General features: G+C 73.4%; 12 protein-coding genes. 5 read left to right on the plus strand and 7 right to left on the minus strand.

The window, feature by feature from the left end; all coding sequences use genetic code 11:
* Window positions 1–45 precede the first annotated feature (45 nt).
* Window positions 46–567: a flavin reductase family protein gene (locus G514_RS0110215; RefSeq protein WP_028651672.1), complete on the minus strand. Its 522-nt coding sequence runs from the start codon at window positions 565–567 to the stop codon at window positions 46–48.
* Window positions 564–1,079, minus strand: coding sequence for an NADPH-dependent FMN reductase (locus tag G514_RS0110220; protein ID WP_028651673.1), 516 nt, complete (start codon window positions 1,077–1,079; stop codon window positions 564–566). The genes G514_RS0110215 and G514_RS0110220 overlap by 4 nt, the downstream gene beginning before the upstream one ends.
* A gap of 119 nt (window positions 1,080–1,198) precedes the next feature.
* On the opposite strand from G514_RS0110220, the gene G514_RS0110225 reads away from it, so the two are divergent.
* Both G514_RS0110225 and G514_RS26030 read left to right on the plus strand, forming a co-directional pair.
* Window positions 1,199–2,158: a DUF4349 domain-containing protein gene (locus tag G514_RS0110225; protein WP_169576390.1), complete on the plus strand. Its 960-nt coding sequence runs from the start codon at window positions 1,199–1,201 to the stop codon at window positions 2,156–2,158.
* Between the two features lie 20 nt (window positions 2,159–2,178).
* The gene (locus G514_RS26030) at window positions 2,179–3,198 is read left to right on the plus strand and encodes an NYN domain-containing protein (protein ID WP_084151980.1); all 1,020 of its coding nucleotides are present in this window, start codon (window positions 2,179–2,181) and stop codon (window positions 3,196–3,198) included.
* Here G514_RS26030 and hemE read toward each other — a convergent pair.
* On the minus strand, window positions 3,186–4,187 hold the full coding sequence (gene hemE / locus G514_RS0110235) for a uroporphyrinogen decarboxylase (RefSeq protein WP_084151994.1): 1,002 nt from the start codon (window positions 4,185–4,187) through the stop codon (window positions 3,186–3,188). The two genes, G514_RS26030 and hemE, sit on opposite strands and share 13 nt — an antisense overlap.
* A gap of 156 nt (window positions 4,188–4,343) precedes the next feature.
* On the opposite strand from hemE, the gene G514_RS0110240 reads away from it, so the two are divergent.
* Together G514_RS0110240 and G514_RS26035 are read left to right on the plus strand one after the other, a co-directional pair.
* Entirely contained in the window at window positions 4,344–4,985 is a 642-nt protein-coding gene (locus tag G514_RS0110240) for a DUF3000 domain-containing protein (RefSeq protein ID WP_028651676.1), read from the plus strand.
* Window positions 4,985–6,328, plus strand: coding sequence for an HRDC domain-containing protein (locus tag G514_RS26035; RefSeq protein ID WP_084151982.1), 1,344 nt, complete (start codon window positions 4,985–4,987; stop codon window positions 6,326–6,328). The genes G514_RS0110240 and G514_RS26035 overlap by 1 nt, the downstream gene beginning before the upstream one ends.
* Here G514_RS26035 and G514_RS0110250 read toward each other — a convergent pair.
* The 4 genes from G514_RS0110250 to hrpA form a co-directional block, all read right to left on the minus strand.
* Window positions 6,325–7,734, minus strand: a complete 1,410-nt coding sequence (locus G514_RS0110250; RefSeq protein ID WP_036564452.1) for an extracellular solute-binding protein — start codon at window positions 7,732–7,734, stop codon at window positions 6,325–6,327. The genes G514_RS26035 and G514_RS0110250 overlap by 4 nt on opposite strands.
* A gap of 74 nt (window positions 7,735–7,808) precedes the next feature.
* Window positions 7,809–8,201 (minus strand): type II toxin-antitoxin system PemK/MazF family toxin, encoded by a 393-nt coding sequence (locus G514_RS26040; RefSeq protein ID WP_051247279.1) that lies wholly within the window; start codon window positions 8,199–8,201, stop codon window positions 7,809–7,811.
* A gap of 183 nt (window positions 8,202–8,384) precedes the next feature.
* Window positions 8,385–8,984, minus strand: a complete 600-nt coding sequence (locus G514_RS0110260; RefSeq protein ID WP_028651678.1) for a hypothetical protein — start codon at window positions 8,982–8,984, stop codon at window positions 8,385–8,387.
* 32 nt (window positions 8,985–9,016) lie between these two features.
* Window positions 9,017–12,844, minus strand: a complete 3,828-nt coding sequence (hrpA, locus tag G514_RS0110265) for an ATP-dependent RNA helicase HrpA (RefSeq protein ID WP_028651679.1) — start codon at window positions 12,842–12,844, stop codon at window positions 9,017–9,019.
* A gap of 123 nt (window positions 12,845–12,967) precedes the next feature.
* Between hrpA and G514_RS0110270 the strand changes: the two genes are divergently transcribed.
* Window positions 12,968–14,521 carry an FAD-dependent oxidoreductase gene (locus G514_RS0110270; protein ID WP_028651680.1) on the plus strand — a complete coding sequence of 518 codons (1,554 nt, stop codon included), beginning with the start codon at window positions 12,968–12,970 and terminating at the stop codon, window positions 14,519–14,521.
* Window positions 14,522–14,523 lie beyond the last annotated feature (2 nt).

The raw sequence follows: 14,523 nt of genomic DNA on the forward strand, positions 1-14,523 counted from the left end.
TCGTGCCGCCCCGGCCGGGTGCAGGCGGGGGCGGCACGAGGAGTCTCAAGCCGGTCGGGAGAGCTGTCCGAACCCGCTGCGGTGGAAGATCAGCGGCAGCGTGGCGTCGCCGCCGTCGGGCAGCGTCTCGACGGCGTGCAGGCGCAGGATCACGATCGTGTGGTCACCGGCCTCGACCTCGCGGTAGACCGTGCAGTCGAACCGCGCGAGGCCCTCGTCGAGCGTGACCGCGCCATCCTCGGACGAGGTGACCGCGACGTCGTCGAAGCGGTGGGCCACCGGGCCTGCCAGCCGCCGGCAGACCTCGCCGTGGCCGGCCGCGAGCACGGTGAGGCCGAGGTGCGCGGCGCGCCGCAGGTCGGGCCAGGTCTTGGAGGTGTTCGCGACCGAGAACGACACCAGCGGCGGGTCGAGGCTGACCGAGGTGAACGAGCTGGCCGCGAGGCCGGTCAGTTGACCGTCGACCTCGGCCGCGACCGCGACGACACCGCTGGGGAACGTCCCGAACGCCGCGCGCAGCCGGGCCGGGTCGAGGTCCTGGTTGGTGGTGAGCGGCCCGAGCCTCACGCCGGCACCCCCGTCCGCGCCCCGGCCTGCACACGTGTGTGGGCGTCGACGACCGGGCGCACCCGGGCCAGCCACTCGGCGTACGCCGCCGGGTCGTCGTGCCGACTGTCGACGACGTAGTGGCCGCGGACCGTCGTGCCGCCGATCTCGGCGAGCAGCGGGCGCAGTGTGAGCTCCGGCGCCAGCGCGTGCGCGGGCCCCGCTCCGAGCATCAGCGGCACCGCCACACCGCGCAGCCCGTCGGTCGAGAAGCGGTCGAGGAACAGCTTGAGCAGCCCCGTGTACGTCGCCTTGTACGTCGGCGAGGCCACCACCACCAGGTCAGCAGCGCCGACCTCGGCGACCAGCGCCGCCACCCCCGGGTCCTGCCAGTCGAGCAGCGCGGGCCCCAGCGTGGCCAGGTCGACCACCAGGTCCGGCTCGCCACCGGCCAGCTCGCGGGCGACGTAGGTCGCGGCCGCGAGGGTCCGGGAGCCCGGCTTGGGATTCCCGACGACGACTGCTGACGGCACGGGCGCCTCCTTGTGTCCTGTAATTCGACTCGACTACTGCACTTTAACCCATCCGCAGCGGATCACGGTTCGGACACGTCCGGAACCGACCGGCACGCCACCCCGTCCGAGTCGCCATGGTGGCGACTCGACGACCCGGCAGCACCCGGGTCAGGTTCCTGCGCACGGCGTCCGCGGCGGGGGCCGCGGTCGTCCTCGTCGTTCTCAGCGGCTGCTCCTCCACGTCCGACGACGCCGGCTCCGCAGGTGACTCCGGCGGCGCCTCCGCCGACCGCGCGGTCGCGGCCGAGCCAGCGGGCCCGGCCCTCGACGAGAACGCGTCCGACGCGGGCGCCGAGGGCGCCGCGCTCTCGTCCCAGGGCGGCGACGACGCCGCCGCGCCCGTCGAGCAGCAGAAGCTCATCTCGACCGGCAACGTCCAGCTCAGGTCGGGCGACGTCGGGCAGGCGGTCTTCGACGTGCGCAAGGTCGTCGACGCCCATGGCGGCACCGTGTCGGAGGACGACACCGAGACCGACAAGGAAGGCGTCCCGCTGCGCTCGCGCATGGTGCTGCGGATCCCGACCGCCGACTTCGACGACGCCATGACCGAGCTCGAGGGCGTCGCGACGCTCATCTCCTCCAAGCACCAGACCGCCGACGTCACGACCCAGGTCCTCGACGTCGACGTCCGCGTCGAGGCCCAGCAGCGCAGCATCGACCGGATCCAGGTCCTCTTCGACAACGCCACCACGATCAAGGACGTCGTCAGCATCGAGGCCGAGCTCTCCCGCCGCCAGGCCGACCTCGCCTCGCTGCAGGCCCAGCAGCGCTACCTCGCCGACCAGACCTCGATGTCGACGATCACCCTGGCGGTCGAGCGGACCCGCTCCGCGACCAAGCCGGAGCCGAAGGACGACGACGCCACGGGCTTCCTCTCCGGGCTGTCCGACGGCTGGGGTGCGCTCAAGACGTTCCTGGTCGGCGGCTCGACGGTGGCCGGCGCGCTGCTGCCGTGGCTGGCCCTCGCGCTGGTCCTGGCCGTCCCGGGCTGGCCCCTGGTCCGGCGTCTGCGGCGGCGGACACCGGCGGCGGCCTAGCCACGGCCTAGTCTCGGGGGGTGCCGTCACCCGAGAACGTCCGGATCGCCGTCCTCATCGACGCCGACAACACCTCCCCCAAGCACGCCGAGGCGCTGTTGGAGGAGGTCGCCAAGTACGGCGTCCCGACGGTCAAGCGGGCCTACGGCGACTGGACCAACTCCCACCTCAACGGCTGGCGCAGCGAGCTGCCGAAGTTCGCCGTCCAGCCGATGCTCCAGATCGCCAACACCACGGGCAAGAACTCCACCGACTCCGCGCTCATCATCGACGCGATGGACCTGCTCTACTCCGAAAACGTCGACGCGTTCGCGCTGGTCTCCAGCGACAGCGACTTCACCTCGCTCGCGATCCGGCTGCGCGGCTCCGGACGGACGGTCTACGGCATGGGCCTGCGCAAGACCCCGCAGTCGCTGCGCCAGGCGGTGGACCGCTTCATCTTCCTGGAGGACCTGCACGACGGCGGCAGTGGCGACGAGACGTCCGGCGAAGACGCCGAGCAGCGCAGCATCCCCGACCTGCGCCGGCTCCTCGAGCGGGCGGTCACCGGCACCGCCCACGACGACGGGTGGGCGTCGCTGTCGTCGGTGGCCAACCACGTGACGCGCGTCGAGCCGTCGTTCTCGGTCAAGGACTACGGCGCGGGCAAGCTCATCGACCTGGTCCGGGCGCAGGACTACCTCGAGGTCGAGCAGCCCGACGGCGGGTCCGCGCGGGTGCGCCTGCGCAGCAACCGGCCGTCGAAGAGGGCCGCCCAGAAGACGGCAGAGAAGTCGGCCCAGAAGGCGACCCGGAAGTCGACCGAGAAGTCGGCTCAGAAGTCAGCCCGGAAGACGGCCGAGGAGTCGGCCGAGGAGGTGCCGGCGAAGAAGACCGCCAGGAAGGCTGCGGCGAAGAAGACCGTCGCTCCGCCCGAGCCGGCACCGTCCGTCGCGACGACCGAGCCGACCGAGCCGACCGAGCCGCCAGCGGCGCCCGAGCCGAGCCGACCCACGGTGACCACGCGCAAGCGGTCGGAACGGAAGTCTCAGAGAGGGTAGGACTGCACGAACTCCGTCAGCCGCTGGAGCTGGTCGGGGTCGGTGCTCGGCAGCACGCCGTGCCCGAGGTTGAAGACGTGGCCGCGGGCCGCGCGACCGGCCTCGATGATCTCGGCCGCGCGCGCGGTCATCACCTCGGTGGGCGCGAAGACCAGGGTGGGGTCGAGGTTGCCCTGCACCGCTCGGTCGCCGACCTGACCGATCGCGACGTCGAGCGGGGTCCGCCAGTCGACGCCCACGACGTCGCCGCCCGCCTCGCCCATCAGCCCGAGCAGGTTGGCGGTGTTGACGCCGAAGTGGATGCGCGGCACCCCCAGTGCGCCGGCGCGGGCGAGGACGGCTGTCGAGTGCGGCTGGACGTGGGTCGCGTAGTCACGCGGCGTGAGCGCGCCGGCCCACGAGTCGAAGAGCTGCACCGCCGAGGCGCCGGCCGCGACCTGCACCTCGAGGTAGGCCGCCGCGACGCCGGCGATCTTGCGCATCAGCGCGTCCCAGACCTCCGGGGCGCCGAACATCATGGCCTTGGTCAGTGCGTGCTCGCGCGACGGCCCGCCCTCGACGAGGTACGACGCCACGGTGAACGGCGCGCCGGCGAAGCCGATCAGCGGCGTGCTCCCGAGCTCGGCGACGAGCTGGCCGATCGCCTGCGTGATGAACGGGACGTGCTCGGGCGTGAGGTCGGGGATCGCGGCGACGTCGTCGAGGGTCCGCACCGGCGTGGCGACGACGGGCCCGACCCCCGGCTTGATGTCGAGGTCGACGCCGACCGCCTTGAGCGGCAGCACGATGTCGGAGAAGAAGATCGCGGCGTCCACGCCGTAGCGGCGCACCGGCTGCAGGGTGATCTCGGTGACCAGGTCGGGGTCCATGCACGACTCGAGCATCCCGACGCCCTCGCGAAGCTTGCGGTACTCCGGCAGCGAGCGCCCGGCCTGCCGCATGAACCACACCGGCGTGTGCGGCACGGGCTCGCCGCGCACCGCCCGCATGAACGCACTCGTCAGGATCGGGTTGGCGGGGGTGCTCACAGCTCCAGCCTGTCAGGCGGTGCCCAGGGCTCCCAATCCCGCGTGCGCGCGGGCGGGCGGGGCGCCGTACGGCGTGTTCGGGCATCGAGAATCAGCGCCCACACATACTGTGTGCGCATGGTCGTGCGTCAGGAGACGCGCCCGGGAGCGGGTGCCGACGGCGAGCCGCCGGAGTTCGTGGCGGCCGTCGAGACCATGCGTGCGGCCCGGCTCCGTCCCGAGATCCACTGCGAGGAGATGCCCGCGCCGCAGCGCATCGCGCCGTTCGCGGCGGCCCTCTCCGCCGACGTGACGGTCGACGGCGACGAGGTCGGCACCGGTCGGATCATCCTGCTCCACGACCCGCAGGGCAACGACGCCTGGGACGGCGAGTTCCGCTGCGTCGCCTACGCGCGGGCCGAGATCGACGTCGACCTGGTCACCGACCCGATGCTGGCAGCGGTCGGCTGGACCTGGCTGACCGACGCCCTCGAGGCGCACGGTGCGGCCTTCCACATGGCCTCCGGCACGGTCACGAAGGTGGCGACCGAGAGCTTCGGCGGGATGGCCGACGACAGCGCCGCCGCCCAGCTTGAGATCCGTGCCTCGTGGACCCCCCTCGCACCCGCCGGTGCCCTCGGCACCGCGACGTCGAGGGCGCAGCTCGACGTCGGCCCGCACGTCGAGGCCTGGGGCGAGCTGCTCTGCACGGCCGTGGGACTGCCGCCCGTGCCCGACGGGGTCGCGGTCATCCCGAGCCGCCGGGGGCAGCGCGGCTGATGCCGGACGCCGACCAGCAGCACGACGCCGGCGGGCCCGGCCACGACGTGCCGGAGGAGCCCGAGCGGCCGCTCCTCACGCTCCGCGACGGCCTCCCGGCGATCACCGACACCGACGCCGCGCTCGCCGAGGCGTGCGCCGCGCTCGCTGCCGGCAGCGGCCCGGTCGCGATCGACGCCGAGCGCGCCTCGGGGTACCGCTACTCCAGCCGCGCCTACCTCATCCAGCTGCGCCGGGAGGGTGCCGGCACCTGGCTGGTCGACCCGATCGCCTTCGAGTCGCTGGCCCCGCTGGCCGCGGCCCTCGAGGGCACCGACTGGATCCTGCACGCGGCGACCCAGGACCTGCCCTGCCTGGCCGAGGTCGGCCTCCGGCCGGGGTCGCTGTTCGACACCGAGCTGGCCGGCCGGCTGCTCGGCTACCCCCGCGTCGGCCTCGCCACCCTGGTCGAGACCGTGCTCGGCGGGCGGATGAAGAAGGAGCACTCTGCCGTCGACTGGTCGCGGCGGCCGCTGCCCGAGCCCTGGCTGGAGTACGCCGCCCTCGACGTCGAGGTGCTGGTGGAGCTCCGCGAGGCCCTGGCGGCCCAGCTCGTCGAGGCGGGCAAGGACGAGTGGGCCCGGCAGGAGTTCGAGAGCCTCCTGTCCTTCGAGGCCACGACGCGGGTCGATGCGTGGCGGCGTACGTCGGGGATGCACCGCATCCGCGGGCGCCGTGGGCTCGCGGCGGTGCGCGCGCTGTGGCAGACCCGCGACGAGCTCGCCGAGCGCCGCGACGTCACCCCCGGCCGGATCATCCCCGACGCGGCCATCGTGGCGGCGGCGCAGGCCATGCCGTCCGACCGCGACTCGCTGCTGGCGGTGAAGGGGTTCCACGGGCGCGGGGCCGAGCGCTACGCCTCGCGCTGGGTCGCCGCGCTGCGCGACGTCGCCGGCCTCGACGAGTCCGAGCTGCCCACCCGGTCCCCCCGCTCCGACGGCCCACCGCTCCCCCGCGCCTGGGTCGACCGCGACCCGGTCGCCGCCCGGCGGCTCACCCTCGCCCGGGCCGCGCTCGGCGAGCTGGCCGAGGAGCAGGGGCTGCCGGTGGAGAACCTCCTCACCCCCGACTACCTGCGTCGCGTGCTCTGGTCCCCGCCCTCGACCCGGGACCCGGCGTCGCTCGCGGCGGCGGTCGACGCCGCGCTCGCCGGGCTCGGCGCCCGGGCCTGGCAGATCGGGCTCGCCGGACCGGTCGTCACCAGGGCCATCCTGGAGGCCGACACGCCTGCCGCCGAGCCGGAGCCCGAAGCCGACACCGAAGCCGACACCGAAGCCGACACCGGGACCGACGACGCGGACTAGTCGTCGTCCGCGTCCGGCTCGTCGGCGCCGGGCGACTCGGTGCCGCCCGGGTCGGGGGCGTCGGGGTCCTCGGGCGGCGCCAGCACGCTGCGCGACGCCTCGTCGATCTGCTCGGTGAGCACGTCGAGGTCGACGACCTCGACCTCCATCAGCTGCTTGAGCGGCGCCGCGACGGCGGCCTCGAGGTCGGCGCCGTTGGTGAGCAGCGGCGGAATCCGCATGTACTTGACGCTGTTGTTGAACACGCCCGAGTGCACCGGCGTGCGGCCCACCTGGAGGAAGGCGTCGGAGAGCGCCACCTCGGTGTTGGCCGGGGCGAGGTAGCCCGCGGCCGCGACCGCGCTCACCGACTCGGTCGAGATGAAGTCGACCAGGAAGTCGGCCGACTCGGCCACGTCGGCGGTCTCGCTCGAGATGCAGATGCCGGTGAGGTCGCCGATGGTCGCCGCGTCGTCGACCACCGGCATCGGCATGACGTCCCAGTCGAGGACGCCGGTGGGCCGCAGCTCCGGCACGAGGTCGCGGGTGCCGGCGATCATGCCGAGCTTGCCTTCGCGGAACCACTCGAGGGGGGTCTTCTGCGACAGCATGTCGGCCGAGAGCGTCAGCTTGGGGTCGCGCAGCGTCGGCAGCACCTCCTCGAGCGCCGACTTGGTGTCGTCGGAGGAGAAGGCGAGCGAGGTGGGCTCCTCGTCGTTGTCGAAGACCTGCCCGCCGCCGGAGTAGATGAACGGCGCCAGCCCGCGCACGGTCGGCGAGATGAAGAAGCCGCCGATGTTGCGACGCGGGCGGCTGGCGTAGTCGGCGGCGGTCTGGAACTGCTCGAGGGTCCAGGTCGGCTTCTTGGCGAGGTCCTCGTTGTCGACGTTCGGCACGTCGAGGCCCTTCTCGGCCATCGCCTCGAAGTCGACGAGCTTGGTGTTGTAGTAGATGACCATCGGCGAGATGCCGTAGGGCATGCACTGGAGCTCGCGGTCTCCGGAGAACGCCTCGAGCGCCGGGCGCGAGTAGCCGTCGCCGAAGTCGACGTCGCGGTCGTCGAGGAGGTTGCCGATGGGCTGGTTGAGGTTGCGCTCGCGGAGGTCGGCGAGGTCGCCGCGGCTGACCAGGAACACGTCAGGGACGTCGCCGCCGTCGATCGCCGTCATCAGGTCGTCGTGCGTGCCGTAGGCCTCCACCTTGACCTTGACCTTCTCGGCGGCGTGCCAGGCGTTGTAGGTGTCGACCACCGACCGGTAGGCGTCGGTCTCCTTCTTGGTGCCCCAGACGCCGAAGGTCAGGTTGACCTTGGAGACGGCCCGGGTGGGCGACGGCGGCGCGGGGTCGGGGTCGTCGTCACCGGTGCACCCGGCCAGGGCCGCACCCAGCACGAGAGCCAGTGGCACCACGACCCACCTGCGCTGCACGCCCCGCCCTCCTCTCGGCCCGCGCCACCCTACAGACCGCCCACCGACAGCAGTCCGAGCCCTCCGCCGGGCGCTCACCTGATGGCGTGGAAGCGCCTGGCCTCGGCCACGACGCGGTCGAAGACCTCGCGGGTGACCGCCGCGCCCTCGCGGCGGATCGCGGCGTCCTCGAGGATGATCAGCCGGTCGAGGCGGACCTCGCTCGGCCGGTGCTCGTCGTCCCACGCGCCGGTGCCGATGTCCATCCAGTGCCGGCCGTGCCGTGCCTCGTCCGCGGCGTCGCGGTCGTGGTCCTGGCTGGTCAGCATGAGCCCGGCCCAGTACTCCACGCCCTCGATCTCGGTGTGGCCGATCAGCAGCACCGGGCGGTCCTTGCCCTGGCTCGGGTCCTCCTCGAACGGCACCCAGCCCCACACCACCTCACCGGGGTCGGGCTGACCGTCTGCCTCGGGCTCGTAGGACGTCACCGGACCAACCTAGGGTCGGAATCTGAGGAGAACCTGGAATGCCGCCCCGGGGCCGGTCGTTACAATGAACGTGCATGCCGGGCCGCGGCAGCCCCGGGTCCCAAAATCAGCCGCTTCGAGCGGCCACGCGCCGTGAGGCGCTCCCGGTCCGGCATGCACCAGCTCCAGGGTCGAGCAGCCCGGTCAGGCCAGTCCGTGCGCGAGCTCCTCGTGCCCCGCGGCCTCGAGCTGCTCGGAGAGCACCAGCATCCGGGCGACCTCCGTCTCCGACGCCTCGTCGAGCGCGGCCCGGCCGGTCGCGACCACCCGCGCGAACGCCGCCGCGCGGAACAGCACGTCGGCGAAGTCGCTGCCCGCGATCCCGCGCAGCACCGCGTCGACCATGGTCCGCAGCTCGTCGGGGCCGGGCGGGTCGGCGACGCCAGCCACGACCTGCGCGACCTGGGCCGTACGCCGTCCCGCGTCGTACTCGCGCGCGACCGCCACCGGGTCGGCGTAGACCCACGACCGCAGCACGAACAGCCGCCACAGGCACCCGGCGAGCGAGTCGGCCGGCGACCCGGCCCACACCTCGGCGATCGTCTCGATGCCCTCGGTCTCGGCGAGGTGCAGGACCCGCTCGGCGACCTCCGGGTCGTCGGTGTCGCGCACGCCGCGGACCAGCAGGTTGGCCGCCCGGTCGGCCGCCTCGCTCACGCGGGCCGGGTCCTCGCCGCCCACGATGTCGGCGAAGAACTCCGCACCGGGCTTCATCGGGCGGTGGTGCTGGCGGTCGGACGACACGCTGCTCACGCTACTGGGGCGCTCCTCGCGCCTCAGCCGTCCGTCAGCACCGCCCTCAGCCGCTGCTCGCTGACCGGGTGGGCGGTGCCGAGCTGCTGGGCCCACAGCGAGACGCGCAGCTCCTCCAGCATCCAGCGCGCCCGCCGCAGCCGCTCGCCCGGTGGCCGCCCCTCGGGGAGCGCCGCCACCTGGTGGAGGTAGGACTCCTGCAGGTCGGCGACCCGGTCCATCAGCGCGCGGTCGCGGTTGACGGCGCCCCCGCCCTGGTCGAGCGCCGCGCGGCGCAGCGAGAGGGCGCGGAGGTAGGTCAGGTAGCGGCGCAGCTGCTCGGGGCCGGCCTCGGCGACGAAGCCGACGTGCACCAGCCGGCCGAGCTGCGCCTTGAGGTCGGCGAGCGCGGGCAGCAGCGGCAGCTCGGCGCGTCCGCTCAGCACCTTGTCGGCGGCCCGCCAGTCGTCCAGCACGCGGAGCAGGTCGGCGAGCAGCGTCCGGACACCGTCTGGTGCGGTGGCGCTCGCCGACGCGCGCAGGGCCGCGTAGGTCTCCGGCGTGCGCACGGGCGGCGCGGCGTCCACCAGCCCCTGCACGACCGCGGCGCGGACGTCGTCGAGCAGCGCCGGGACCGCGCCGTACGGCGTGCCGACGAGCCCGAGCCGCTGCGCGGTGCTCAACCCACCCGTCAGCTCGGCGTCCGACGGCAGGTCGAGGCCGAGCAGGAGCAGCCGCCGCACGCCGAGCCGGTGCCGTGCCTCCGCCTCGTCGGTGGTGCCGAAGACACCGAGCCCGACGCTCTCGCCCTCGTCGACCAGCGCGGGGAACACGGTCACCCGGTGCCCGGCGCGGGTCAGCGTGGCCGACTCCTCCAGGGTCCCGAACGCCCAGGTCGTCTCGCCCGTGCGGGCCAGGCCGCTGTCGGTCGCGACCTCCTCCAGCGCCCGCTCGAACTGCGGCCGCAGCGGCGCCTTCAGCGCCTCGAGGTCCTTGCCACGGGCCTGCTCGGTGCCGCCCTCGTCGACCACGCGGTAGGTCGGCTGGAGGTGCGGCGCGACCTTCGACCAGTCCCACGCGTCGCGCGGCACGACGACGCCGGTGGTCGACCGCATCCAGCGCTCGAGCGCATCGAGCAACGGCTCCTCGCCCGCCGGCACCGCGGCGAGGAACTCCTTCGCCTTGTTGGGCGCGGGCACGAACGACACCCGCAGGCTCTTGGGCAGCGACCGGATGAGGCTGGTGACGAGCTCCTCGCGGAGCCCCGGGACGTTCCACGAGAAGTCGTCCGCCTCGACCCGGTTGAGCGTCGCGACCGGCACGTCGATCGTGAGGCCGTCCTCGGCCGTGCCCGGCTCGAAGTGGTAGCTGATCGGGAAGGTCAGATCCTCGCCGCCGTCCCACTGCTCGGGGTAGTCGGCGTCGGTGACGGCCTCGGCCGTGTCGTGGGTGAGCATCGCCGGGTCGAAGGTGAGCAGGTCGGGCCGCTCGCGTCGCTCCTGCTTCCACCACTGGTCGAAGTGGGCGCCGCTGACGACGCCGGCGCCGACGCGCTCGTCGTAGAAGTCGAAGAGGGTGTGCTCGTCGACCACGATGTCGCGCCGCCGGGCCCGGTGCTCGAGCTCCTCGGCCTCCTCGAGCAGCCGGCGGTTGGTCTCGAGGAAGCGGTGCCGACCGGACTCGGACGCGGCCCACTCCCCGTGCACGAGGGCGTGCCGGATGAACAGCTCGCGCGAGAGCGCCACGTCGATCCTGCCGTAGGCCACCAGCCGGTCGGCGACGAGCGGGACGCCGTACAGCGTCACCCGCTCGTGGGCCATGACGGACGCCCTCTTCTTCGACCAGTGCGGCTCGGAGTAGGTCCGCTTCACCAGGTGGCCGCCGAGCTCCTCGGCCCACTCGGGCTTGATCGCGGCGTTCTGCCGGGCCCAGAGGCGTGAGGTCTCCACCAGCTCGCCGGCCATGAGGAACTGCGGGTTCTTCCGGTGCAGGCCGCTGCCCGGGAAGATCGCGAACCGCGCACCGCGGGCGCCGAGGTACTCGCGCGGGCCCCTGGTGCGGCCGGCGTCGCGCCGGTCGCGCTCCTCGAGCAGCCCGATGTGCGAGAGCAGCCCGGCCAGGAGCGACTGGTGGATGCCGTCGGCGTCAGGGGTGTCCGCAGGGTGCCCGAGCCGGATCTCCATCTCCTTGCAGACCTGGCGCAGCTGCGACTCGAAGTCCTGCCACTCGCGGACCCGCAGGTAGTTGAGGAACTCGCGCTTGCACATCCGCCGGAACGCCGACGACGACAGCTCCTTCTGCTGCTGCTTGACGTAGCGCCACAGGTTGAGCCAGGTGAGGAAGTCACTGCCCTCGGCCTTGAAGCGTGCGTGCTGCTGGTCGGCCTGCGCCTGCAGGCTCTGCTGGTCCGGGCCGGGCCGCTCGCGCGGGTCCTGGAGCGACAGCGCCGCGGCGATCACGATCACCTCGCGGACGCACCCCCGGCGCTCGGCCTCGACCACCATCCGCGCCAGCCGCGGGTCGACGGGCAGCCGCGCGAGCCGCCTCCCGACCTTGGTCAGCCGCTCACCGCGCAGGGCGCCGAGCTCCTCCAGGAGCTGGACGCCGGCGGTGACGTTGCGGCGGTCCGGGGGCTCGACGAACGGGAACCGCGCCAGGTCGCCCAGGCCCAGCGAGGCCATCTGAAGGATCACGCTCGCGAGGTTGGTCCGCAGGATCTCCGGGTCGGTGAACGCCGGTCGCGCCTCGAAGTCCTCCTCGGAGTAGAGCCGGATCGCGATGCCGGGCCCCAGCCGTCCGCAGCGGCCCGAGCGCTGGTTGGCCGAGGCCTGGCTGATGGGCTCGACCGGGAGCCGCTGCACCTTCGTGCGCACCGAGTAGCGGCTGATCCGCGCGACGCCGGTGTCGACGACGTACCTGATGCCGGGCACGGTGAGCGAGGTCTCCGCGACGTTCGTGGCCAGCACGACCCGGCGACCCGTGTGCGGGGCGAACACCTTGTGCTGCTCGGCCGCCGAGAGCCGGGAGTAGAGCGGCACGACCTCGGTGCCGCCGCCCCGGGTCGAGCCGGTCAGCTCGGCGAGGGCGTCAGCGGTGTCGCGGATCTCCCGCTCGCCCGGCAGGAACACGAGCACGTCGCCGGGCCCCTCGGCGGAGAGCTCGCGGACCGCCTCGACGATGGCCTCCACCTGGTCCCGGACGATCAGCTCGCCCTCGCTGTCCCTGTCGTCCCGGCGATCCTCGGGAAGCTCCATCAGCGGCCGGTAGCGCACCTCCACCGGGTAGGTGCGCCCGGACACCTCGACCACCGGCGCGTCGAAGTGCTCGGCGAAGCGCTGGACGTCGATCGTCGCGCTGGTGATGATGAGCTTGAGGTCGGGCCGGCGCGGCAGCAGCCGCTTGAGGTAGCCGAGCAGGAAGTCGATGTTGAGCGACCGCTCGTGCGCCTCGTCGATGATGATCGTGTCGTAGCGGCGCAGGTCGCGGTCGCGCTGCAGCTCCGCGAGCAGGATGCCGTCGGTCATCAGCTTGACCCGGCTGCTCCTCGACGTCCGGTCGGTGAAGCGCACCTGGTAGCCCACGAGGTCGCCGAGCTCGGTGCCGAGCTCCTCGGCGATCCGCTCGGCCACCGACCGCGCCGCGATGCGGCGGGGCTGGGTGTGCCCGATGATCCCTCCGCCGCGGCCGCCCTGGCGCCCGGCCCCGCGACCGAGCTCGAGGCAGATCTTCGGCAGCTGGGTGGTCTTGCCCGAGCCCGTCTCACCGGCCACGATCACGACCTGGTGGTCGCGGATGGCGGCGGCGATGTCCGCCCGGCGTTCGCTGACCGGGAGCTCTTCGGGATAGCTGATCCGCAGCGAGGTCTCGGTCATGACAGGTCCATTGTCCAGTGCGTGCGTGACAGAGAGCGAGGCGATTGCGGTGGGCGACGACGGCGGGTCGGCCGGTTACCCGCCACTTGCCTAGAACACGTTCTAGTTGCAACGATCGCCGGCATGAGCGAGTACGACGTCGTGGTGGTCGGTTCCGGCGGCGGTGCGCTCACCGGCGCGGCGCTGGCCGCCAAGGCCGGGCTCTCAGTCTGCGTGGTCGAGAAGACCGACAAGCTGGGCGGCACCTCGGCGTACTCCGGCGGCGCGTGCTGGCTCCCGGGCTCCGAGGTGCAGCAGCGCGCGGGCATCGCCGACTCGACCGAGGGCGCGCGTGACTACCTCGCCGCGATCCTCGGCCCCGGCCTGCCGAGCGCCCAGCAGGCGAAGGTCGAGGCCTTCCTCCAGACCGCGCCCGCGCTGGTCGCCCGCCTCGAGGACGACCCCGACATGGAGTTCGAGTGGCTGCCGTTCTCGGAGTACTACGACGCGCCCGGCCGGGTGCCGTTCGGCCGCTCGATCCAGCCCACGAACCTCAAGCGCGCCGACCTCCCGCCCGAGGTCGCCGAACTGGTCCGGCCGCCGGTCGAGCGCGACCGCGCCGGCGAGCGCGGCCGCAACACGCTCAGCGGCGGCCAGTCGCTGATCGCCCGCCTCGCTGCCGTCGTGGTCCGCGAGGGCGGCACGTTCCGCACCAACCTCCCGGTGACCGGGCTCGTCACCGACCCCGACGACCCGGGCGGCCGCGTCGTGGGGGTCGCGGCCATGTCGCCCGAGGGGCCGGTCCGGCTCGGCGCCCGCCTCGGGGTCCTCCTGGCGTCCGGCGGCTTCGAGGGCAACGACGAGATGCGACGCGAGCACGGCGTGCCCGGCGACCCGGCCTGGACGATGGCGCCGCGCGGCACCAACACCGGCGAGCCGATCACCGCGGCGATCGCGATCGGCGCGGCCACCGACTTCACCGCGCAGGGGTGGTTCTGCCCCGGGCTCGAGCAGCCCGACGGCGGCGGCTCGTTCACGCTCGGGTTCCGCAGCGGGCTGATGGTCGACCGGACCGGCCGGCGCTACGCCAACGAGTGCCTGCCCTACGACCGGTTCGGCCGGGAGATGGCCGAGGCTCCTGACCGGATCCCGTCGTGGTTCGTCTTCGACTCCCGCGAGGACGGCCGGCTCCCCGCGATCGCGATGCCCGAGGGCGACCCGGCCGCGCACCTCGAGGCCGGCACGTGGGTCACCGCGACCACGCTCCCCGAGCTCGCCGAGGCGGCGGGACTCCCCGCCGGAGCTCTCGTCGAGACCGTCGAGCGCTTCAACGGCTACGCCGCGACCGGGGTGGACGACGAGTTCCACCGGGGCGAGGACGAGTACGACCTGTTCTTCGCCGCCGGTCACGGCCCCAACAAGGCGCTCTCCTCGCTCGACGCCCCGCCGTACTTCGCGGCGCGCTTCGTGCTCTCCGACCTCGGCACCAAGGGCGGCCTGGTCACCGACGCGGCCGGCCGCGTGCTCCGCGAGGACGGCACGCCGATCTCCGGGCTGTACGCCGCCGGCAACACCGCCGCGTCGGTCTTCGGTCCGGTCTACCCCGGCCCGGGGGCGCCGCTCGGCTCGGCGATGGTCTTCGCCGCGCTGGCCGTCGACGACCTGGCCGGCCAGAACACCTCCGGACAGATCATCTAGGC

This window comes from Nocardioides halotolerans DSM 19273, from assembly GCF_000422805.1.
Taxonomy (GTDB): domain Bacteria; phylum Actinomycetota; class Actinomycetes; order Propionibacteriales; family Nocardioidaceae; genus Nocardioides; species Nocardioides halotolerans.

What these genes read in the sequence shown, in the direction of transcription:
- hemE (WP_084151994.1), bottom strand. Translation starts at nt 4,187, where the DNA reads ATGCGGGCGGTGCGCGGCGAGCCCGTGCCGCACACGCCGGTGTGGTTC.
- G514_RS26035 (WP_084151982.1), top strand. Translation starts at nt 4,985, where the DNA reads ATGCCGGACGCCGACCAGCAGCACGACGCCGGCGGGCCCGGCCACGAC.
- hrpA (WP_028651679.1), bottom strand. Translation starts at nt 12,844, where the DNA reads ATGACCGAGACCTCGCTGCGGATCAGCTATCCCGAAGAGCTCCCGGTC.
- G514_RS0110240 (WP_028651676.1), top strand. Translation starts at nt 4,344, where the DNA reads ATGGTCGTGCGTCAGGAGACGCGCCCGGGAGCGGGTGCCGACGGCGAG.
- G514_RS0110270 (WP_028651680.1), top strand. Translation starts at nt 12,968, where the DNA reads ATGAGCGAGTACGACGTCGTGGTGGTCGGTTCCGGCGGCGGTGCGCTC.